Source organism: Streptococcus oralis subsp. oralis, from assembly GCF_000960035.1.
In the GTDB taxonomy this organism is placed as follows: domain Bacteria; phylum Bacillota; class Bacilli; order Lactobacillales; family Streptococcaceae; genus Streptococcus; species Streptococcus oralis_G.
In genome coordinates this window covers 547,875-567,551 of record NZ_JYGR01000005.1, presented here as the reverse complement: position 1 = coordinate 567,551, position 19,677 = coordinate 547,875, and the positions used below count along the sequence as shown (strand labels likewise).

Genomic DNA, 19,677 nt, shown 5'->3' with positions numbered 1-19,677 from the left:
TAATATTGATATAGGAGCATGATAATTATGCGCAATAGTGATTTTTATACACAAAATATGATTGAATCTTCTTTAGAACAAGAAGATTTCAGTCAAATAATTATACTACTAGATTCGCTACCATCTAAAAGAATACGTAGAGCATTGTATTTATTATCAGAAATATTCCCAAATAAAATAGAAATTACTGAGAATGAATTTAAATTTATTAAATATATATTATCCAATAATAAATTTATAGTAGTTCAAAGCATCTCTGATTTTCTGAGAGCAATATCTATACTTAACTTTAATGACCTACAAAAACAGGAAATTGCTGATTTGGTTTTTCAAAATCTAAATATTTTAAGCAAAAATTGTGATTTTGAGTTAAATGTACTAATAACAAAATTAATAGAACCCAATAAATTTTTTATGCTAATTGATAAAATTAAAAATAATTTAGATGATTATTCAAGAAAATATTTATTAGATTTTATTTTTTATGAGAAAGAATATCTTGAAAATAGCTTTAATGAAGATGAAATAAATGATTTCATAGAATTTTTGAGCTACCCTAGATAAAATAGCAAGCCGTAGCCTGCATGAATTTTCAAAAACACAGGTATGGTACGGCGAATACACCGCCTGGGGGCGTCTGAAAAAAGATGAGAGGGTTATAAGAACGCACATCTCAAGAGGGCTTTATACAAAATTCGTCTCAAGGATAACTATAACATCCATCTAATACAAAAATCGCCTTATATTCTTCTTGTTATTGAGGATATTGATACCTTTAAAACTGGAGTTATTAACCCCTTTAATGACTTACTTGATCCTGATAAAAAGTACCTGATTTATCGTGATTTTATCAAAACATATCGCAATATGACTCCGATTGAAAAAATTGAATTTTGCAAAAAGAGGACCGTCGAGAAAATCGCAGATAAAAAATAAGCTGTGGTATATATTTAGTGATGAGGTAACGCTATGAGAAAAACACTTTTTAGTTGGATGCTTGCATTTTCTGTATTACGCTTTCTTGACCGCTCAGTACGTCAGTCAACTAAAATACTACGACGTCTATTGAAATAACTTAGTTCTGTCATCAAACAGAACTTTTTTTCTTGATTAAAATCTATATCTAATATATAATCAATCTATAACGTATAGATTGGAGATATATCATGGCTATAACTTTATCGAAACAATACAATTTTAAACTGAATGAAGCCACTATGGAACAAGCTCGAAAAATTATCAAGGAAAAGGGAATGACAATGACAGATGCTATTTCTTTATTTGTGGAGCAAATAGTCCTGGAGCAAGATTTGCCTATTAAGACGGCCGAAGATCTACATAGAGAACAATTGATTGAAGAATTACAAGCCCAATCTGAGCGTGCCTTGAGAGAATACGAGGCAGGCGAAGGAACTTCCCTAGACGATATGAGGGTACGTTATGGCTTATAAAGTGATTGCTTCAAGAGAGGTCGAGGATGCTATCAACAATATACACGACTATATAGCTACGGTACTTCTATCCCCTCAATCCGCCAAAAATACTGTGGCTAAAATCTTAGACAGCTTAAAAAGTTTAGAGATTTTTCCTGAAGCAGGCTTTGACGCTGATGAGAAAATCGGAGTAAAGATTAACAGCAAGTATCCCTCACGAGGAAAAATTATAGACCAATATGTTTTGCTTTACTTTATTGACCAAAAACGAAACACCGTTTTTTTATCTCACCTATTCCACACTAAAAGTGACTACGTCACTTTGTTACAAAAAGACAATATAAAAAGGCCAAATACTTGAGATAACTTTCTTAAGTTTATAAGCTCCGAAACCTTAATTTTTGGTACCGTCTTGGTTTAATAATACGGTATATATAATATTTTACAGCTATATCCCCTTTAGAAACGTGATTTAATAAAGATTTAAACACTATAGAGTATATCTTTGTAAAATACGGTTTACAATTGGAGCAAGTAAAATGAAAAAGTTACTGATCGGAATGATTGGAACTATTTTGCTTTTGACAGGAGCTTTAAAAATGTCACAACAACTTACAAAAAATACTCAATATAATGATTTGACTGTTAGATACTATTTAGGAATGACTTTTCCTAAGTATAACCATCCTGCAAAATTGTATGATGAAATCAATTTAGATAAGGTAGACAATATCCGAAAAAGCAAAGAGACTAAATCTTATTATATTGGGTTTTATAAAGATGGAAAATTAATTAAATTTGAGAAATATAGTAATGATAATAAAGTAATGGATTTTGCTTATGAATATGATGAGAGGGGAAATCTAATCAACATTTATAAAAATAACATCGAGGTAAGAAAACCTCTCCAAAAGTGGAGGGACTGGTGCTTGTTAAATGATTAAAGGAGGTTGTTATGCTTAGTTTTTATGATTGCGATAAAAATTTATCTGAAAATGATTTCAATGAAGTTGAAAAAAAATTAGAAGTATCTTTTCCAGCTTCATTCAAGTCACATTACTTCAAATGGAATGGAGGTACTCCCAATCTTTCATGTTTTGTCAATGATAATATCGATTTTGACTATATTGAAATTCGCGACTTCATTCCAATGAAATATTCTAAGCAGTTTGAGGATGATCCAGATTTTACATTGGAAGGAAGAACAATAAATGAATGGGAACTTAATGAGTTACCTATAAATCTGATTCCTTTTGCTTTTGATTGGGGAGGGAATTACCTCTGTTTAGAAAAAAATAGTCGGCAAATTATTTATTATGTAAGGGATGTATGGAGTGAAAATATATCAAGAGAAGCTAATTTTAAAAAAAATTCAATTATTATTGCGAAATCATTTGATGAGTTTTTAAATTGTTTAGAAGAAAATCCTGATGATTAATAAACTGGCGTAGCGTAGTGTATATATAGTAAGTGTAACAAGGCATAGCTCGCATGAAGCCTTCAATCTTGAGTTAGGATGTGTACAGTAAGCATGAGATTTCTGTTTTTCAGACAACCTCTATCAAATCGCATCCCCCGACGACGGCTACGGCGATTTTACCGCCGTTTACGGACGCGACGGTAAAAAAACTGCGCGATTTCGCCTACCGCAACCATATCATGGTCGAACACAGCCAGCCCGACGGCGTGTACGAGATTTACAAGAAAGTTTAAAAAACGTTTGAGTAAGTCCATATCTGTTGGAAGATGTACTTCTACCAACTCGCCCAAACGATTAGATTAGGAGGATATTATGAAAAAATTACTAGTATGGAGATATGCCCTACAAAGCATGGATAAAGCAGCAAAAATGGGGTTACCACGTGTAAGTAGTGGTGTTCTAGGGATATCAGAGGAATTCAACCCTAAAAAAACGCATCCTGATTTTGACTTTCCATGGAGTTGGTTCGTAAAGGGGCAAGAAATTCCTCCAATGCCTGAAAAGGTTTATGTCTGCTTAAAAAAAGCAAGGAGTGTTACTTTTGATTTTCTTCCATATAATGATTTCTTTATCATGTCAGGGCATTTTTTGGAGTTTATTAAAAAATACGGGTTTGATCATGATTTTGGAATGAGTAAAGCAATTATTGTCAATACAAAAGGGGAGTTATTGACGAACGAAGCTTATTATTTGGTAAGAATAGTTGATTGGGAAATTCAGGATGAAATTGTTTACCCAGATTTAGCATTAGATGAAGATAATTATTCACTGGAGGCATATACTAATTCAGATAAGGATATTTTATTGTCTACCAATTATAATTATTCAGGAGCATTTATGGTGTCAGAAAATTTAAAAGAAAAAATATTGGAAAACTTTTCTTTGCCTTTTCTTTATTCTTTGGAAGAGTGGAAGGAATTAAATAATTCAGACTTTTATTGGGATTAATATAAATCAAAGAAGTGTTGGATGAACTTTTTTCCATCCCAACATCTACTCCTTCTCCCGTGGGAGAGGGCTGGGGAGAGGGCAAAACGATAGCTACGAACCGCTCGCGCAAGTCCGCGATTGGACAACCGAAGACGGCGAAAGCCACCAGCAAACCCACTACTTCCACTGCTACCAAATCAGCATCCCAAGAGAAATGACCGACAAGGACGGCAATTTGCTGTGGTTCGGCAACTACACCGGCTGGGGTCGTCTGAAAGAGGAAACCAAGGTAACGGATAGCGCATATCAACCCTTCCGCCTGCAAAACCAGTACGCCGACCGCGAGACGGGGCTGCATTACAACTTCTTCAGGTACTATGAGCCTGAGGCGGGGCGGTTTATCAACCAAGACCCGATTAAATATTGGGGGGTGAAAATTTTTATACTTATGCATTTAATATCACGAGTTGGGTAGATTATTTAGGATTAAATCCTTTTAAAATTTATTCGCGTTTGCGACAAATATTTAACAAAGCAAATAAAAAAGTAAAAAACCTGATAAACGCGACCAAGAATATCAATTAGCAAAAAGATTCTGTGATACTCCTGTTTCACCTCAAGCATCCAGATGTGCAACCCTAAGTGCACAAATTAATCATGCCAAAAGATGTATTGAGTTATATACTAATTGGGATAGAAAATGGCAGCCTGGAAGACATACAATCAAAATAAACGATTGGAAAAACAGATTAAATGTTTTAAAAGAAAAAGCAAAAGCTGAATGTTCTAGATAAAATTGTTTGGAGAGTAAATATGAATAATCTTTTAACAAAACTTTTTTTGAAATACCAAGACTACCCTAGTTTTTTTAGTAGTAATCCTATCACCTCAGTACATGACTTAGGTTCTATGGGAGAAACATTATTAAATTTAGCAGTTAATTCTCAATCTAAAAAAGATGTTATCTTGCTAATAGAAAATGGAGCTAATGTCAATAAACAGGGTGAATTAAATTTTACTCCTATTCAAAATGCTTGCCTTCACGGAAATATTGATATTATTGAAATTCTTTTAAAGAATGGTGCTAAAACAAATATAAAAAATGAGTTTGGATATGACGCAAAGCATTATGCAACGGAAGAATACCATGATAAAAAAAAATCTAAAGAGATAATGAATTTATTGAGAAATTATAAGTAATTGATTAAATCATATTAATGGCGAGCCAACAAAACCGTAATAAGGTCGCTGCATTACAACTTCTTCAGGTATTACGAGCCTGATGCGGGCGGTTTGTTAATGAAGAGACCATATTCTCAAAAATGGTTGTAAAAATCTTCCAATAATTTGACATTATATGCTATAGAAAGGAAAAAGTATTATGAAAATCTTTAATTGGGAAAAAAACAAGACTTTATATAGATATCTTAAGAATGGTGATTTATTTTGCTTTAAAATAGCTGATAAATTATTCGGTTACGGTAGAATAATCGCTAAAAATAAGCTTGGTGCCACTGTAGGAATTTTTGATTTGTTTACTTCAAGCCCAGTTGAGCTATTCGATTATAAAAATGCTGGAAATTACCCAATTCTATTCAAAACCGTTTTAGACTGTCATACCTTATTTGAATCAAAGCTAGAGTCAGACTGGCGGATAATTGCTCAAGATCCCAATTACCAAGATTCAACCCTAAGTGAAATTACTTCCATTAATCCCGCTATGGGATTGGCTCACAATGCAGACTTTTCCATCGAGCAAGAAATAGATGAAGAGGACGCTAGGCAAAAAATACTCAAGAGCATTGAATTGCTTGAAACACCTAATAGCCATTATCATATTTTAAGTTTTCTTATTCGTCGTAAACCAGAAATTTTTAATTTACCTATTGAATCATTTGCAGAATTTGGAGATTTTATTTCGGATGAGTTTCAAAAAATTCACCACCGGAATTTAAAAGAGTAAAACGCAAGCCGTAGCCTGCACAAAACCTCCAGTTCTGACGTAGGATGTGTGCAGTACGCACGAACGCAGTTTCGCCTATCGAAATCACATCAATGAATACGGAGAAAGCCGTCAGCAAACCCACTACTTCCACTGCGACCAGATTAGCATCTCGAGAGAGATGAACAATAGCAAAGGTAATCTGGTTTGGTTCGGCAACTACACCGCCTGGAGTCGTCTGAAAAAGAATGGGGAATAATTCATCCATCCAAAAAAGGAGCCCATATTGTTCCTGCATTGCCTGATATAACATAAATTCTATATTTTATTTGAGGAATTAATTATGAAAAAAGAAATTATTTTAAGTATGCAAACGGCTTTTCTTGGGGCAATTTGTAACAAAGTCAGACTTATTGCATTTGATATGACCGAAGAATTATTTGCTCTTTATGTATATATTGATTCACCACTGACAGATGATGAGTATGAAGCAATAGATAGTGCTGTTACAGATGTATTGGCTGATTTTCCAAATTTTCTATATGAAAAAATATATATTATTGAAAATAATGATAATATTCTTTTATTGAATACATATAAAGGATGCTTTTTTATGAGATTTGAAAATCAAATTGATTAAATAACGCGTTGTAAAAAAACAGCAAAGGATAAATATTGTGCAAAAGCTCCTCCAGGGTTTGTGTGGCATCATGATACAGGAGGGATGACGAGGCTACTTCCTAAAGATATACATAAGTCTGTGAAACATACAGGTAGTGTGGCTCAACATCAAACACGGAAGGGAAAAGGAAAGTGTTAAATAACTTAGTAAAATTAATAATAGGAGTGATTTGAAAGTGAATATTAAATTTAAAAAATTCGGTTTAAGCCCAGAAGACATACAACAGATGAAAAATTATGGAATTTTGCCAGATAAGAGGACTTTAAAAAGTTTAAGTAAAGCATATAATTCAAGTAACCCAAATATCAAAGATATTATTGAATTTCAAGATAAATTAGGTTTTAAGATTGATACAGATTATGTTGATTTTTTGCTTAAAAATAATGGAGGAGTTCCATCTAAGATTAGAATAAAAGGAAATAAGATGGTCATTGATCATTTTTTGTCTTTTAAGTCTGATTATAAACTTAACTCTATCATTGATATATATCCCGATTTTCAACAATATGGCTTGCCTATTGCAGAAACTCCTTCTGGTGATAGTATCATTTTGTCTTCAGATGGAAAAATTCGTTTTTTTAATCATAATATCGACTCTATCGATGAAGAGATCGGAGTGATTGCAGATAATTTTTTAGAATTGCTTGAAAAATTATATTAGTAATCTATACCCTGTATAAAGCAAGCCGTTGCCTGCACAAAACCTCCAGTTAGGACGTAGGATATGTTCAGTATGCACACACTTTCTATTTTTCAAGAGACCTCAATCCTTTTTTCTAGGTCGTATGAAATATTTCTTCAATAACAATCTAGGCCAAAATCGCCTACGAATACGGTCAGGACGGTCATACTCAAAAAATACAAAAACGTAAAAACAGATTAAACAATGAAAATTACGTCACGAGTATTAAATAAAATTCAGATATTAAATTTATCAACTTAGAACTATAGGTATTGTTAATGAAAAAAGAATTATTATGTATTTTAAAAAAATATGAATCGCATCCTGATTTTTTGGGTGACATTATTGAAGATATAAATCAAGTAGGAGGTATGGATGATACAGTTTTACATATTGCAGCCAGAAATAATTCTTTAAATGATGCTCTTGTATTTCTTCAAAATGGAGCATTGATCGATCTTAAAGGAGACTTAGGATATACCCCCCTACATTATGCATGCATGTTTGGAAATATAGAAATGGTGAAATTACTCCTTGACAATGGATCTGATAAAAATATACAAAATGAATTTGGAGAAAATGCTATTAGTATTGCATTTAACTCATCCAGCGAAAATAAAGAGAAGATAGTAAAACTATTGAATGATTTTAAAAAATGTAAATAAAAAATAGATTATAAATCAATCAAATGATGCCATACCTTAAAATGTGGAAAGTAAGACATGATAAAAAACAATCTAATTTTATTAATTAAAAATCAAATGTCAGATAAACAAAAAAATGAAAATGCCTTACATTTAAACACACTTTTACTAAGTTCAATAGAAAATCCTAGTATAGATAATGATTGTTTCATAGAATTGTTTAGCTATTATTCTAATCTATCCCAAGGAGAAGTAAGTGAACTATTTAATTTACTGCAATCTTTAACCAAAGATGAAATCAATATCATTTATGATTTTTTAGAATATATTTCAAAGTTTGTCAAAGACTTACGGGTATATTGTGAATTTGAAAAATTTCTTACGGAGGTAAAATATATACAAGAACGAAATTATCTAGAGGAAAAAATTAGGACTACTTTTCCAATTTTCAAAGTTGATAAAAACAATATCATAAGTTTTGATGATAGTGATAACTTTTATATATTTTCTATAATGCAACTATCTACTAAAACTTGGATTGAGATAACATACGATGATTTTCTCTCAATACTTGAATCACTAGAGTGGCAAGCTTATACTAATAAGGCTATATTATATTTTACTCCTTGCTGTTTAAAATATATTTTTTCTAATTTATCTAAATTTTATTTATATGGTTACGTTGTTGACTTTTTACATATTGCCCTAAGAAACAAAAGTACGATATTTAACACTACTCAAATCAACTTAATCATTGATTTTTTAAAATTAATCCAAAATTTTAACCAGGAAATTAGTGTCGAAACACAAAAAAAAATAACAAGTACTATTCAACTTTATTTATAACTTCCGAGACGCAAGGGCATACTTTCCCGTACCGTCACCAAACTAGTTTGGCCGATGCACCATTCTTCCTCAGTTACAATGAGCAAACGCTATATCGTGCGCACCGGCGATATGTTCCATATGAACGGCAAGTTCAATAAAAGCCCCCCCCGTCCAATCTGACCAAGACCCAATTAGGTTGCTAGGGGGCTTTAGCCTTTATCAACTTGCATCGAATATGCAAGGATGGGTTGATTGGTTAGGTCTATCCCAAAAATTAACTAAAGCATCGTATATCGAATGGATTCAGCCACTGATAATAATTTAACTCCAAGACCTGGGAAGGATACTTTAAGTGGCTTATCTACATCAATGGATAATCCTACTGGAAAATGCCAAGCAATTGATGTTTCAAAACTTGAAAAATCAGGACTTGAGGCCATTAATGATCATGGAAATCATGTATCCATTCGGCCAATTAATGACCCTGGTTTTATAAAATTGAAGGAATGGGCTTCTACTAGGGGAACAGATGTCACACATTCATTCACGCAAGCAGTCAAAAATGCAATAATTAAATAAACGGAGGTTTAAAATGGAAATTAATAAAATAATTGAACATTTTACAAAATTAAGAGAAACTCAAGCTTCAAATGATAAAATTCTTAAAGCGGATTTAGATATTTACTTAAAACAATCTAGTTTAAGAATTGTATTCAGTCTACTTTTAAAGGAAAAAATTCTTATATACGACGATAATGATGAAATAGTTTTAGAGTTATTTATAAATCGAGAGAATTCAAAAGGAATGGTTGACATATCTGACTCAAGAGGATATTATTTTTTCAAAGACAAAGAAATAAATATTTGCCATGAAAATATTAGTTATTTGGAAGAATTAATATATGATTCTATAAAGAATATGACTAAAGTTTAACTTAAGAAAGTGCGAGTTGTTAAATTAAGTTCCTACAGTAGGTAGCAAGGTTATATAAGGTAATTAAAATGAAAAAGCTTTTTTTAAATCTAGAAGTAATTGATGGTTATCCTCCAGTATCTATGGAAAGCATTTGGGCAGAAGTGACTGAAGAAGGCTATCTTAAAGTTAATAATATTCCTTTTTATAGCAAAGAAGTATCTTTTGGTGATATTGTTAGTGGAATACAAACGGAAGAAAATTACTTATTATATGATAAAACTATAATTCATAGTAAAAATAGTACATTGCGGATTGTTTTCTTTAATGAGGACCAGAAATTTAAAGATAAAATATTAACTAAACTAAAAGATCTTGGATGTGAGTATGAAGCATTTAATGTAAATTTCTATGCGATCAACATCCCAATTCAAGTAGATATAGAAGAAATATATCTTTTCTTAGATGAGTTTGTGGAAACTGACGATTTAGATTATGACACAGGGTATTTGGCACAATAATTTACGCAAGCTATATCTTGCGTAATATCGTAATATGTAGAAAATTCTAGCATTGTTTACGTAGTAGAAATTTTAAGACTATGTGGTAGCAGCCACCTCTTGCAAGAAGTCCCCCCGGACGGCAGATATAGCTATATCTATACCGAATAACGGATTCTACTACCTTGGAAAATGGAAAAATCGTACCAATTCTGCAAATATTTGAACCTATTTAGCAGGAAACATAGGGAGGTTGCATTATGAATACCATTAAAAAGATCATAGATATAAATTTATTAAAATTAAAAACAAAACAAATTTTTTTAAATACATTAAATCAAGAACTTAATTTTCCAAGCTATTTTGGATCAAATTTAGATGCTTTAGATGAATGCATGAGAGATTTAAGTTGGATTCAAGAGAAAGAAATTATTTTGAATTTTAATAATATTAATAAACTAAAGGATAGACATAGTGAGTTATATTATTTAATACATGATGCATTATCTTTCTACAAACAATACTGGGAAGAAAATAATCATGAAAAAATAGTTACAATAAATTTCTAACTTATATGCTTGTATGAAATGATTTTCAGACGACCTTCTTCTTATATAAAAATCGTTGTCCTGACAATTCAGATAATGATAAAGATACATATAATGTAGCAAGTCGTAGCCTGCATGAAACTTCCAATCCTGACGTAGGGCATGTCCTGTACGCACGAATCCTTGGCACAGGTACGCAACTGGACCAACGAAGACGGAGAAAGCGACCAACAACCCCACTACTTCCACTGCTACCAAATCGGCATCCCAAGAGTTAACCGATAAAGACGGCAACCTCTTGTGGTTCGGAAACTACACAGGCTGGGGTCGCCTGAAAGAGGAAACCAAGGTAACGGATAGCGCATACCCACCCTTCCGCCTGCAAAACCAGTATTGCGACCGTGATACGGAGCTGCATTACAACTTCTTCAAGTACAATGAGCCTGATGCGGGTCGGTTTGTGAATCAGGATCCGATTTGGTTGTGGGGGGCGAGAATCTTTATTGGTTTACTCCTAATCCCCAAGTATGGGTCGATTGGTTAGGTTTAGCTGGACTTGATATGAATTTATTCCCAGCTAATGAAGACATACACTCTTACGTTCAAAAAGTTGCCAATAAATCGAATACTTTCCAAGTAGGAGGCCATGGCAATCCTTCGTTGATGGTAGATGGGGCTACAGGTGAAAGATTAGATGCTAAAAAATTAGCAGCGAGAATTAAAAAAATCCTAACTATGAATCAGGTATGACGGTTGAGATTTTATCCTGTAATACAGGAAAAGGAGCAAACCCTCTCGGAAAACAAATTGCTAATGAATTAAATACTATAGTTAAATCATCAAATGAATATCTTTGGTTCCCAAGTAACGGGAAATTAACACCTTTAATATCATGTAAACAACATCCAGAAAGGAATGAGAAAATGACTAATTGCATATCAACAGGTAGTATTTATTGGATTTCAGATGAAGAAATTCATATTCTCGAAGAGAAGGCCACTAATGGAGATAAAAACTCAGCATTTAAATTGTATCAATATCATATGTTTGTATCTTTAGATCAAGATTTGGAATTTAAATGGCTAGAAATCGCAGCAAAAAATGGACATCCAATTGCCCAATCCAATTTAGCTGATTTATTTTTCACACAAGGCAATAAAGAGAAAGCCATATTTTAGGCTAAAAAGGCATATAGAAATGGTGCCAAACTACCAGACGAATTAAAAATATTGATAAATATCAATTAATTAATAAGATTTAGCCGATTATCTTTACAAACCTAAAACTTCTGGAGGAGGAGGATTAAGAAAAGAAGCCAATAAATTTCTTAGAAAATTGAAAAAAGCAGGTAAGAAATGCCCTTAAATTTTTAGGAGAATTTAAATGAAAAAAAATGGATACGTTAATTTTAACTTTTTAGATTGTAAACCCAATATAAATAATATATTAGTTGGGCTAGATTTAGACTATTCAAATAAAGTGATAGCGCCAGATGGTCATGAGTTAGCATTGGTTGCTTTTATACCAATTGAAAATCTATTAACAATTGCACCTCAATTAAAAACAGATTTTCAGGATAAGGAATATAAAGATAAAGCAATTTACGTTTTTTCTTATTATGATAAAGAAGATTATTTTCTTGACTACATTACTGAAATTGACGATGCTATTCAAGGATACACGAGAGTTATCGTCGGAGATAAAAATCAGTTCAAGTTTAACCTAGATAAATTTTATCCAATTAATCCTATTGAGAATATAGATGAAATGAGTTTTCTAGGAGGACAACCTCAATATTTACAGCAAGAGAGTGATGATTTTCTAGAAAACTATATTTTCATAGGTCAAATCTTAGGAATGGATCTACCTGAAAAAGTAAATGAAATTTTTTATCTAACTGAGAACATCGGATATATTTTTATAAATCGAGATCTATCTGGTGGATTATTCTTCGTACAAACAACTTAAACAAAACTAAAAAGGATTAAATTATGAATGATAGTATTGAAACTATATTAAATAGTTTTCTGATGGAAATGTATAAATGGGAAGACAACGCTAATAAGCATATTGATGCAGGCACAGATATTCCTGATGAGATATTGAAACAAACACTAAAGGAAATATACGATAAATACCTAACAGATAAACCAAGAAAAATGGGAAAGTTAGAATGTACGACTATTAACTACCCTCCAACATTCAATCCGAACAATGAGAAAATCATTGAAATAGAAGAAAAAGGTAGCTCTATAACTGTAAAAAGTGATGTGCTTTACACTGGAATGGAAACACAAAGACTTTATAAATTTAAAAAACAGGCAGGCCTCTGGAAATTAGATAATGTAAAAGAATTTGATAGTTATGATGGGAAATGGTATTCTATACATATCTAAATTAAAGTAATTAGCAAATTGTAGCCTGCACAAAAACTCTCAGTCCTAAGGAGTATTTTATGAAAATCAAAGAATTAATTGAAAGATTAGAACAAAAAGGTAGCCATCAATTTTTGAAGGCAGTATCAAAACCAAAATTTGCTTTTTCTTTGCCACAAGATTTAAAATTCTTTTATGAAAATTATGAATATGCTATTCTTAATATTAATACTTCTTGTGAGATAAGAATCAGTTCACTTTCAGAATTGCAACCAACAAACCAAATTCTATATCCAGCTGATGATGTTATTTGGGAGGAGTTGGCAGATGATATCAGTAATGATTGGTTCATGATTGCATCTTCTCAAGAGCTTGGTCAATTTATCAGTATAGATTTAAATGAAAAAAGATTTGGTTTTTGTTATGATAGTTTTATAGAAACTCATGCTACACCTGATGAGTCTCCCATTATTGCTAAGTCTTTTACAGAACTACTGGAAAAATTGGTTTCAAATGAAAAAGAATGGTTTTGGTTACCAACCTGTTGTTGATTTATAAATATCTGTGGCAACAAGCGTGCGTTGGGGGGCTAAACTCAACCCAAAGCAGCCTGAAATCCTTGTTTTCCTGTTTTCAGCAAGCCGTAGCCCGCACAAAACCTTTAGTTTTGACGTAGGGTATGTGCAGTACACACTCACGCATTTTCTGTTTTTCAAACGACCTCACTATCTTCTTTTGAGATCATCTGAATCATTTGTTCTTTAACAATCTTGTTTCCGAAGACGAGTGTTTCTACATCAACTGCCTTGCCTCCGTCACCATCAACGGCAAAGAACTGGTGCGCTATGACTACGACCACTTCGGCAACCTGCTCCACCGCGAACTGGCCGACGGCGAAGTACAGAACTATTTCTACGATTTGCACGACCAACTGGTTAAAGCGGAAATCTTCAAAAAAGAACTCGTAAAGCACCTCGCCCAGCTGGAAAAAAACGACAAATACCTCCACCTGGAAAATGTTAAGAAACAATATGTTAAGGAATTGTTTATGGAAATTATTTCAAGAAATACGTATTACAAAATAGAAGATGATATTCTTACTATTGCATTTGCAGATAGTGACAAACCTAACCCTGATAATTACTTAATCTTGCAAAGAGAAGTTGATGACTTAGAATACTATTATTATGAAATTAATAGTCAACAATATTCAGGGGTAGGTGGCTTCAAAAAGGTAGAAATTTATTCTGATAAATTAGTTATTTATTTTCAAGAAAAACAAAAAATTTATCAAAATAGTATTGAAAATCTAATTATTACTTATATATCTGATAAAAGATTAAATGAATATATTGAGTATATTTTTGGGGAATCTGATTGTGAGGTTGTAGTTTGCTAATTAAAAACAAATCTATGTGGAACCCCGTAGTAATTTCATTTGATGAGTCCGATGATGAAGGTTTGTCATATATCTACTTTGATTTGGGAAATTTTCATTATTTCACCCTAACCTTCAATCAAGATGAAGATGATCAAATATACCTTGAATTCAATGAACAAACGTTTTCAATTGAAAGTAATAACGTTACTTATGATTTAAAAGGTAATATCTTATCATTCGATTTTGGCGAAGATATTCAGAAATCTTTGAAAATCGAGAAACATATTGATATTGAAATAAATATAGACACTGATATGGTTTCATTTAGGAAAACACTAGAAAATATTTTTTTAGCAAAAAACAGAATATAACTTGTATAGGTAAGCAAGCTGTAGCCTGAACAAAAACTTTTAGTCCTAAGGAGTATTTTATGAAAATCAAAGAATTAATTGAAAAATTAGAACAAAAAAGTAGCCATCAATTTTTGAAGGCAGTATCAAAACCAGAATTTGCTTTTTCTTTGCCAAAAGATTTAGAATTCTTTTATGAAAATTATGAATATGCTATTCTCAATATTGATACTTCTTGTGAGATGAGAATCAGTTCACTTTCAGAATTGCAACCAACAAACCAAATTCTATATCCAGCTGATGATGTTATTTGGGAGGAGTTGGCGGATGATATCAGTAATGATTGGTTCATGATTGCATCTTCTCAAGAGCTTAGTCAATTTATCAGTATAGACTTAAACAAAAAAAGATTTGGTTTTTGTTATGATAGTTTCATAGAAACTCATGCTACACCTGATGAGTCTCCCATTATTGCTAAGTCATTTACAGAACTACTGGAGAAATTGGTTTCCAATGAAAAAGAATGGTTTTGGTTAGATTCCTCTTTTCAAAGCTATGGTGATGCTTATGAAAATGAATGAGTAAGTTGTATCCCTTATGAAACCCTCTATCACAATGGAGAGTATGTTTAGGCAACACGCACGCGGTTTTTGCTTTTCAGACCATCTTAATATCTTTGTTGAGGTCGTCTGAACTATTTGTTCGTTAAAATCTCATTACCATTAGCAATGACATTCTATCTAGAGGTCGTTTTCCCTGATAACTGAGAAACTAATTGACATAGACAAATACAGGAAAGGATATATATTATGTTGAAAATATCAAATAATTCGTTAAATGGGATTTTATTGGGTCAAAAAAAGGCTGATTTTGATAATGTTACTTTAAATGATCCTAGTTATTCATTAGAGTTTGATAGAAAGCATAAGATACAATCTGATTCTCAATTAATTACTGTATCATCCTCTGGAAGTTGCAATGAATTCAGCTTAGATGGAAAAATTATTAACTTCTTCAATTTAGAAAAATTTTTAGAAGAAGAGGATCCTTTAATAGAAATTTCTGATGAAGGAAATTATTTTTATATTTTTCCACAATATAATTTACTTTTGTATGTTGACTCTAAGGATAAAGTATTTTTGCAGGTATTAATTTACGATGAAAGTATGAGAGACTTATATGAAAATACAGGTAAAAAGTACTCAGACTTTCAAAAAAGTAAACTTAAAGCTCCAACCTCAGTTTATGATAAATTAATATTTGTTCCTTATAAGGCTATAGGTGATTTTGAATTTAATTGTTCTCTAACAGATATTATAAAAAAATATGATATATCAGAAAATGTTATTTCAAAAGCAAAAAATATCATAGAGATAAATAATTTTGTACTGAGGTTTGATAATGGAAAGTTAACTGAGGTATCAATTTTTCATGATAAAGCAGTAAGGCTTGCAATATACTACAATGAAATTGAGATATCATCAAAAAAAGGGCTTGCTGAGCTATTAAGTCAATATGATGTTATTGAGAGAACGAAATCTAAATATCTTTTCAAAGAAATAGGTCTAGTTGTAGAAAAGGATCTGTCTGAATTTCGTTTTTTTGAACAATCATTATTAAACTTTTGGGCAAATTTGCATAGACCTATTACTAGCTGGTAATCACAAGCCATAAGCTAATTGTAGCTCTAATGGTACTTCCAACTCCGATGTAAGCGCACGTACGCGGTTTCGTCTATCGAAACCACATCAACGAAAACAGCCAACAGACCCACTACTTCCACTGCTACCAAATCGGAATCCCGCGCGAGATGACCGACAAGGACGGTCTGTTGCTGTGGTTCGGGGAGTATTACGGTTGGGGCAAACTAAAGAGCGAAATCAACGTAACACGAACGGCGCATCAGCCATTCAGCTTGCAGAACCAGTATTGCGACCACGAGACGGGGCTGCATTACAACTTCTTCAGCTATTATGAACCTGATGCGGGTCGGTTTGTGAATCAGGATCCAATTAGGCTATGGGGTGGGGAGAATTTTTATCAATTTGCATTTAACGCAAAAACTTGGTTTGACCCATTAGGTCTATTAAATATACAGTTTGGAAGTAATCCTAATCAAATTTATCACGCCTTTCGGCATACTGATGATTTAGGATTAGATAGAGAGTTAGTAAAAAAAGCAGTAATAGCCGATTTATCCAAATGTGCTAATCAAGTCCCAAATGGCAAACCTTTTAATCAAAAAATTACAGTAAATTGTATAGATATTCAATATACAGCATTTAAATTAAAAAATAGTACTTTAAATGTAGGGAGGATACATGGAATTTAATAAACGACCGCTTACAAGTAATGAGGTTAATCTACTCAAAATTTTATTGGCTAATAAAAAGCCCCAATATGATAGTTTAAAAACCTCTTTTACTGATAGTGTTATTTCTCTTGATGATGGGGGGATGGGTAGCATTTCATTTTTAAATGAGCATAATGAAAAAAACAATCTAGAAATTATAGCTATATCAGAATATCAATTTAATGACAAAGATGATGTCCCTGTATTAGCGACGTTATACTCTTATAGCGATGGAAGATTATATGAACTAGATATATGGAAGGTAGATTTTAGCCCACTGTTAGCCTATCCAAATGAAGAATAATCTAAACCGAATCCAAACGAGATGTATTGGGACGGCTGATTCGCACCTTCGCCCGCGATAACGACAAGGTTCAGGAAACCGCTTACCAATACGCCCCTGACGGCAGACAGATCAACTATCTGTATTACGGTAGCGGACACCTGCACCAAATCAGTCTCGACGACGAAGTCATCACCGACATCGAACACGATAAGCTGCACCGCGAAATCTTCCGCACACAGGGCAAACTCTCCAGCCGCTACGAACTCGATCCCCTAGGTCGTCTGAAAAAGAATTAGAGGGTTTACAAGAACGCGCATCAGCCGTTTAGATTGCAAAACCAATACTTCGATGAAGAGACAGGGCTGCATTACAATCTGATGCGGTATTACGAGGCGGAGACAGGGCGTTTCATTAACCAAGATCCGATTGGGTTGTGGGGTGGAGATAATCGGTATCAGTTTGCACCAAATATACAAATTTGGGCTCAAATAAGGTATTTACCTGTAGGTACTCCTATAAAAATACGTATTCTGTAGAATATTAATCACATTTATGACTGGAGGTTGTTATGAACTTATCTCAAATAATTAAACATTATAGAAATTGTTTGTCTGACTTACCTGATGCTCCTTTATACGGAAATATTCCTCAAGGTGCGGATAGGATAAGTGAACAGCTAGAGCAATTTTTGGCACCTGAACATAAACAATTTTTATTATTATGTAATGGGGGTTCTTTTGGAGATATAGAATTATGGGGTACAGAAGAGATATTGGATAGACAGTATAGAGTACCAAAAAATTTACAAGACTATACTTATGAAATAGGACAAGTTTTATATGAGCCAATTTTTTTAAATAGGCTCAATGATCAAGTAACATTTAATGTTGATAGTAGAAAAAGTATTCCTTTCTCTTCATTTATTGAGGAATATATATTTGGAAGTGGATATAAATATATATTTGATAGTGCTGATATAGATGATATGTGGTACTCCTTTCTACAAGATAACCCTATTTAGAATCTAAATTGTGTAAGGACGACCTCACTATCTTCTTTGAGATCGTTGAAAAAGGATGAAAGGTTTTACAAGAACACGAATCAGCCGTTCCGACTTCAAAACCAATACTTTGATAAAGAAACCGGGTTGCATTACAACTTCTTCAGGTATTATGAACAGGATGCCGGGCGGTTTGTGAATCAGGAAAAGATTATGCTATGTATAAAGAAACGGGGCGTTGTAAAGAACATGATAATCCAAAAGGAACAGGACATGGAAAATACCCGCATATAAATATTAGATGTCCGGATGGAAAACAAGTACTTATTGATATTATAGGAAAATAGATATGTTAAATTTAACTAATTTACAAACAAAAGGATATGATGAACTTATTGAAATTGATGGAGAAGTTGTTTATCAAGTGTTTGCTATTAAGAAAAGTAATGGAATTTATATTACATATTACTATACGGTACCCAAAAATAAATTGGATCAGGCTGAAGATTATGAGATAGAAGAATTCAATGAATTTAATGAATTTGAATTAGCTATAAAACATATTCAATCAAAAGGAGCAAATCTATCAAGATTTAATGTATTTAAAGGTAAAAAGCCTCTTTAAGACCATTTTTAGACCGACGAGACCCAACAAAACATAAAGGTAAGCTCTCCAGCCGTTACGAACTAGACCCCCTAGGTCGTCTGAAAATGCAAATCCAGCAGCGAACTGTTCGCCTTCAATCCCGCCCACAATATCCTCGACATCTCGACGAAAAAGGTCAAACCATACTAACCAGGAAATAATATGAATACTATTTTTAAACTAAATAAAAAATTGGAAAACTTACCCTCTATTTTAAGTATTGAGGATGAATTATTTTTTATCGATAGATTACAAACGTTACCTATTGATGAAATTAGGAAAAATAAAGAAATATTTAAGAGAATTATCTCAGCTATCCAAGAATCTCACCAAGACAACGGGATATTTGAAATAACAGATGAAAATATTAAGACTTTCTTTGAATTTGTTATCTGGATTAGAAATTTAAAAAAACTATATCACCTTGATTTTGAGAAATATATAGATGGGTTAGACACAAATTTTGATGGTTCACAACAAATTTGATCCTCAAATGAAAAAACTATACAGCAAGACGTAATGAGTAAAACTCGTGGAGACAATAAAGGATTTACATTAAGAGAATTAAATTCACGGGGTAATGAATTTACTGATCGTTACATTCAATACCACCCAGGGAGCCCTAGGCATTATGAGGGAGCACCTTATTGGAAAGTATCTTCTGGTAAAGGTGGAACGCAAAGATTTCCTGCAGAATAATATGA

39 protein-coding genes and 2 pseudogenes are annotated in these 19,677 nt (G+C 32.6%); 39 read left to right on the top strand and 2 right to left on the bottom strand.

Features of this window, described 5'->3' with window-relative positions; all coding sequences use genetic code 11:
• Positions 1–27: 27 nt before the first annotated feature.
• From TZ92_RS05965 to TZ92_RS09455, 9 genes are all read left to right on the top strand, one after another.
• Positions 28–564 (top strand): hypothetical protein, encoded by a 537-nt coding sequence (locus tag TZ92_RS05965; RefSeq protein WP_223329035.1) that lies wholly within the window; start codon positions 28–30, stop codon positions 562–564.
• A gap of 602 nt (positions 565–1,166) precedes the next feature.
• Positions 1,167–1,451, top strand: coding sequence for a type II toxin-antitoxin system RelB/ParD family antitoxin (relB, locus tag TZ92_RS05960; RefSeq protein WP_033629679.1), 285 nt, complete (start codon positions 1,167–1,169; stop codon positions 1,449–1,451).
• Positions 1,441–1,794, top strand: a complete 354-nt coding sequence (locus TZ92_RS05955) for a type II toxin-antitoxin system RelE/ParE family toxin (RefSeq protein ID WP_033629678.1) — start codon at positions 1,441–1,443, stop codon at positions 1,792–1,794. The genes relB and TZ92_RS05955 overlap by 11 nt, the downstream gene beginning before the upstream one ends.
• Before the next feature lie 178 nt (positions 1,795–1,972).
• Positions 1,973–2,377, top strand: a complete 405-nt coding sequence (locus TZ92_RS05950) for a hypothetical protein (protein WP_033629677.1) — start codon at positions 1,973–1,975, stop codon at positions 2,375–2,377.
• Between the two features lie 11 nt (positions 2,378–2,388).
• Positions 2,389–2,871, top strand: a complete 483-nt coding sequence (locus tag TZ92_RS05945; RefSeq protein ID WP_033629675.1) for an SMI1/KNR4 family protein — start codon at positions 2,389–2,391, stop codon at positions 2,869–2,871.
• Between the two features lie 354 nt (positions 2,872–3,225).
• Positions 3,226–3,861 (top strand): Imm43 family immunity protein, encoded by a 636-nt coding sequence (locus tag TZ92_RS05940; RefSeq protein WP_033629674.1) that lies wholly within the window; start codon positions 3,226–3,228, stop codon positions 3,859–3,861.
• 196 nt (positions 3,862–4,057) lie between these two features.
• On the top strand, positions 4,058–4,318 hold the full coding sequence (locus TZ92_RS05935; RefSeq protein ID WP_235200787.1) for an RHS repeat domain-containing protein: 261 nt from the start codon (positions 4,058–4,060) through the stop codon (positions 4,316–4,318).
• Positions 4,319–4,656: 338 nt separating this feature from the next.
• The gene (locus TZ92_RS05930; RefSeq protein ID WP_045594904.1) at positions 4,657–5,043 is read left to right on the top strand and encodes an ankyrin repeat domain-containing protein; all 387 of its coding nucleotides are present in this window, start codon (positions 4,657–4,659) and stop codon (positions 5,041–5,043) included.
• 181 nt (positions 5,044–5,224) lie between these two features.
• On the top strand, positions 5,225–5,806 hold the full coding sequence (locus TZ92_RS09455) for an Imm26 family immunity protein (RefSeq protein ID WP_050490597.1): 582 nt from the start codon (positions 5,225–5,227) through the stop codon (positions 5,804–5,806).
• Here TZ92_RS09455 and TZ92_RS10235 read toward each other — a convergent pair.
• On the bottom strand, positions 5,757–6,098 hold the full coding sequence (locus tag TZ92_RS10235; RefSeq protein ID WP_033629673.1) for a hypothetical protein: 342 nt from the start codon (positions 6,096–6,098) through the stop codon (positions 5,757–5,759). The two genes, TZ92_RS09455 and TZ92_RS10235, sit on opposite strands and share 50 nt — an antisense overlap.
• A gap of 30 nt (positions 6,099–6,128) precedes the next feature.
• On the opposite strand from TZ92_RS10235, the gene TZ92_RS05915 reads away from it, so the two are divergent.
• The 16 genes from TZ92_RS05915 to TZ92_RS05855 all read left to right on the top strand — a co-directional run bounded on the left by TZ92_RS05915 (position 6,129) and on the right by TZ92_RS05855 (position 13,508).
• On the top strand, positions 6,129–6,425 hold the full coding sequence (locus TZ92_RS05915) for a MafI2 family immunity protein (protein ID WP_223329038.1): 297 nt from the start codon (positions 6,129–6,131) through the stop codon (positions 6,423–6,425).
• The gene (locus TZ92_RS10380) at positions 6,426–6,605 is read left to right on the top strand and encodes an HNH endonuclease (RefSeq protein WP_080702637.1); all 180 of its coding nucleotides are present in this window, start codon (positions 6,426–6,428) and stop codon (positions 6,603–6,605) included.
• A 37-nt stretch (positions 6,606–6,642) separates the two neighbouring features.
• Positions 6,643–7,128, top strand: a complete 486-nt coding sequence (locus tag TZ92_RS05910; protein ID WP_033629671.1) for an SMI1/KNR4 family protein — start codon at positions 6,643–6,645, stop codon at positions 7,126–7,128.
• A gap of 299 nt (positions 7,129–7,427) precedes the next feature.
• Entirely contained in the window at positions 7,428–7,814 is a 387-nt protein-coding gene (locus tag TZ92_RS05905; RefSeq protein ID WP_033629669.1) for an ankyrin repeat domain-containing protein, read from the top strand.
• Between the two features lie 96 nt (positions 7,815–7,910).
• Positions 7,911–8,639: a hypothetical protein gene (locus tag TZ92_RS05900; RefSeq protein ID WP_223329040.1), complete on the top strand. Its 729-nt coding sequence runs from the start codon at positions 7,911–7,913 to the stop codon at positions 8,637–8,639.
• A gap of 279 nt (positions 8,640–8,918) precedes the next feature.
• Positions 8,919–9,200, top strand: a complete 282-nt coding sequence (locus TZ92_RS10090) for a hypothetical protein (protein ID WP_198921212.1) — start codon at positions 8,919–8,921, stop codon at positions 9,198–9,200.
• 13 nt (positions 9,201–9,213) lie between these two features.
• Positions 9,214–9,555, top strand: coding sequence for a hypothetical protein (locus TZ92_RS05890; RefSeq protein ID WP_033629667.1), 342 nt, complete (start codon positions 9,214–9,216; stop codon positions 9,553–9,555).
• 68 nt (positions 9,556–9,623) lie between these two features.
• Positions 9,624–10,055, top strand: a complete 432-nt coding sequence (locus tag TZ92_RS05885) for a DUF4265 domain-containing protein (protein WP_033629666.1) — start codon at positions 9,624–9,626, stop codon at positions 10,053–10,055.
• A gap of 239 nt (positions 10,056–10,294) precedes the next feature.
• A complete protein-coding gene (locus TZ92_RS05880) occupies positions 10,295–10,603 on the top strand; it encodes a barstar family protein (protein WP_033629665.1) in 309 nt (102 codons plus the stop codon).
• 141 nt (positions 10,604–10,744) lie between these two features.
• Entirely contained in the window at positions 10,745–10,867 is a 123-nt protein-coding gene (locus tag TZ92_RS10330; RefSeq protein WP_263283980.1) for a hypothetical protein, read from the top strand.
• Positions 10,868–10,880: 13 nt separating this feature from the next.
• On the top strand, positions 10,881–11,126 hold the full coding sequence (locus tag TZ92_RS10230; protein ID WP_223329042.1) for an RHS repeat-associated core domain-containing protein: 246 nt from the start codon (positions 10,881–10,883) through the stop codon (positions 11,124–11,126).
• Positions 11,060–11,332: a hypothetical protein gene (locus TZ92_RS10225; RefSeq protein ID WP_050490596.1), complete on the top strand. Its 273-nt coding sequence runs from the start codon at positions 11,060–11,062 to the stop codon at positions 11,330–11,332. The genes TZ92_RS10230 and TZ92_RS10225 overlap by 67 nt, the downstream gene beginning before the upstream one ends.
• Positions 11,329–11,760 (top strand): SEL1-like repeat protein, encoded by a 432-nt coding sequence (locus TZ92_RS10220; protein ID WP_223329046.1) that lies wholly within the window; start codon positions 11,329–11,331, stop codon positions 11,758–11,760. The genes TZ92_RS10225 and TZ92_RS10220 overlap by 4 nt, the downstream gene beginning before the upstream one ends.
• A gap of 205 nt (positions 11,761–11,965) precedes the next feature.
• Positions 11,966–12,550 (top strand): hypothetical protein, encoded by a 585-nt coding sequence (locus TZ92_RS05865; protein WP_033629664.1) that lies wholly within the window; start codon positions 11,966–11,968, stop codon positions 12,548–12,550.
• 23 nt (positions 12,551–12,573) lie between these two features.
• Entirely contained in the window at positions 12,574–12,978 is a 405-nt protein-coding gene (locus tag TZ92_RS05860; RefSeq protein ID WP_033629663.1) for an NTF2 fold immunity protein, read from the top strand.
• A gap of 59 nt (positions 12,979–13,037) precedes the next feature.
• A complete protein-coding gene (locus TZ92_RS05855; protein ID WP_033629662.1) occupies positions 13,038–13,508 on the top strand; it encodes an SMI1/KNR4 family protein in 471 nt (156 codons plus the stop codon).
• A 161-nt stretch (positions 13,509–13,669) separates the two neighbouring features.
• Here the strand turns inward: TZ92_RS05855 and TZ92_RS10080 are convergent, their stop codons facing one another.
• Complete coding sequence (locus TZ92_RS10080) at positions 13,670–13,966, bottom strand: hypothetical protein (RefSeq protein ID WP_198921211.1); 297 nt, start codon at positions 13,964–13,966, stop codon at positions 13,670–13,672.
• Between the two features lie 39 nt (positions 13,967–14,005).
• Here TZ92_RS10080 and TZ92_RS05845 point away from each other — a divergent pair, with 39 nt between their 5' ends.
• From TZ92_RS05845 to TZ92_RS09945, 14 genes and pseudogenes are all read left to right on the top strand, one after another.
• Positions 14,006–14,356: an Imm10 family immunity protein gene (locus tag TZ92_RS05845; RefSeq protein ID WP_033629660.1), complete on the top strand. Its 351-nt coding sequence runs from the start codon at positions 14,006–14,008 to the stop codon at positions 14,354–14,356.
• Entirely contained in the window at positions 14,350–14,709 is a 360-nt protein-coding gene (locus TZ92_RS05840; protein WP_198921210.1) for a hypothetical protein, read from the top strand. The genes TZ92_RS05845 and TZ92_RS05840 overlap by 7 nt, the downstream gene beginning before the upstream one ends.
• A gap of 59 nt (positions 14,710–14,768) precedes the next feature.
• Positions 14,769–15,269, top strand: a complete 501-nt coding sequence (locus TZ92_RS05835; protein ID WP_033629659.1) for an SMI1/KNR4 family protein — start codon at positions 14,769–14,771, stop codon at positions 15,267–15,269.
• A gap of 228 nt (positions 15,270–15,497) precedes the next feature.
• On the top strand, positions 15,498–16,349 hold the full coding sequence (locus TZ92_RS05830; RefSeq protein WP_033629658.1) for a hypothetical protein: 852 nt from the start codon (positions 15,498–15,500) through the stop codon (positions 16,347–16,349).
• A 149-nt stretch (positions 16,350–16,498) separates the two neighbouring features.
• Positions 16,499–17,020, top strand: coding sequence for an RHS repeat domain-containing protein (locus TZ92_RS10075; protein ID WP_198921209.1), 522 nt, complete (start codon positions 16,499–16,501; stop codon positions 17,018–17,020).
• Entirely contained in the window at positions 17,010–17,345 is a 336-nt protein-coding gene (locus TZ92_RS05820) for a DUF6984 family protein (protein ID WP_033629656.1), read from the top strand. The genes TZ92_RS10075 and TZ92_RS05820 overlap by 11 nt, the downstream gene beginning before the upstream one ends.
• Before the next feature lie 26 nt (positions 17,346–17,371).
• The gene (locus TZ92_RS09855; RefSeq protein WP_045610482.1) at positions 17,372–17,623 is read left to right on the top strand and encodes a hypothetical protein; all 252 of its coding nucleotides are present in this window, start codon (positions 17,372–17,374) and stop codon (positions 17,621–17,623) included.
• 27 nt (positions 17,624–17,650) lie between these two features.
• Positions 17,651–17,863 (top strand): annotated as a pseudogene (locus TZ92_RS10325) (RHS repeat-associated core domain-containing protein); the annotation flags it as partial.
• A 32-nt stretch (positions 17,864–17,895) separates the two neighbouring features.
• Positions 17,896–18,348, top strand: coding sequence for a hypothetical protein (locus tag TZ92_RS05805; protein WP_033629654.1), 453 nt, complete (start codon positions 17,896–17,898; stop codon positions 18,346–18,348).
• A 36-nt stretch (positions 18,349–18,384) separates the two neighbouring features.
• A pseudogene (locus TZ92_RS10320) lies at positions 18,385–18,528 on the top strand (RHS repeat-associated core domain-containing protein); the annotation flags it as partial.
• Positions 18,529–18,545: 17 nt separating this feature from the next.
• On the top strand, positions 18,546–18,674 hold the full coding sequence (locus TZ92_RS10315; protein ID WP_263283991.1) for a hypothetical protein: 129 nt from the start codon (positions 18,546–18,548) through the stop codon (positions 18,672–18,674).
• Between the two features lie 2 nt (positions 18,675–18,676).
• On the top strand, positions 18,677–18,952 hold the full coding sequence (locus tag TZ92_RS05795) for a hypothetical protein (protein ID WP_033629652.1): 276 nt from the start codon (positions 18,677–18,679) through the stop codon (positions 18,950–18,952).
• A gap of 183 nt (positions 18,953–19,135) precedes the next feature.
• The gene (locus tag TZ92_RS05790) at positions 19,136–19,459 is read left to right on the top strand and encodes a hypothetical protein (RefSeq protein WP_033629651.1); all 324 of its coding nucleotides are present in this window, start codon (positions 19,136–19,138) and stop codon (positions 19,457–19,459) included.
• A 33-nt stretch (positions 19,460–19,492) separates the two neighbouring features.
• Complete coding sequence (locus TZ92_RS09945) at positions 19,493–19,672, top strand: hypothetical protein (RefSeq protein ID WP_142320621.1); 180 nt, start codon at positions 19,493–19,495, stop codon at positions 19,670–19,672.
• Positions 19,673–19,677: the final 5 nt, after the last annotated feature.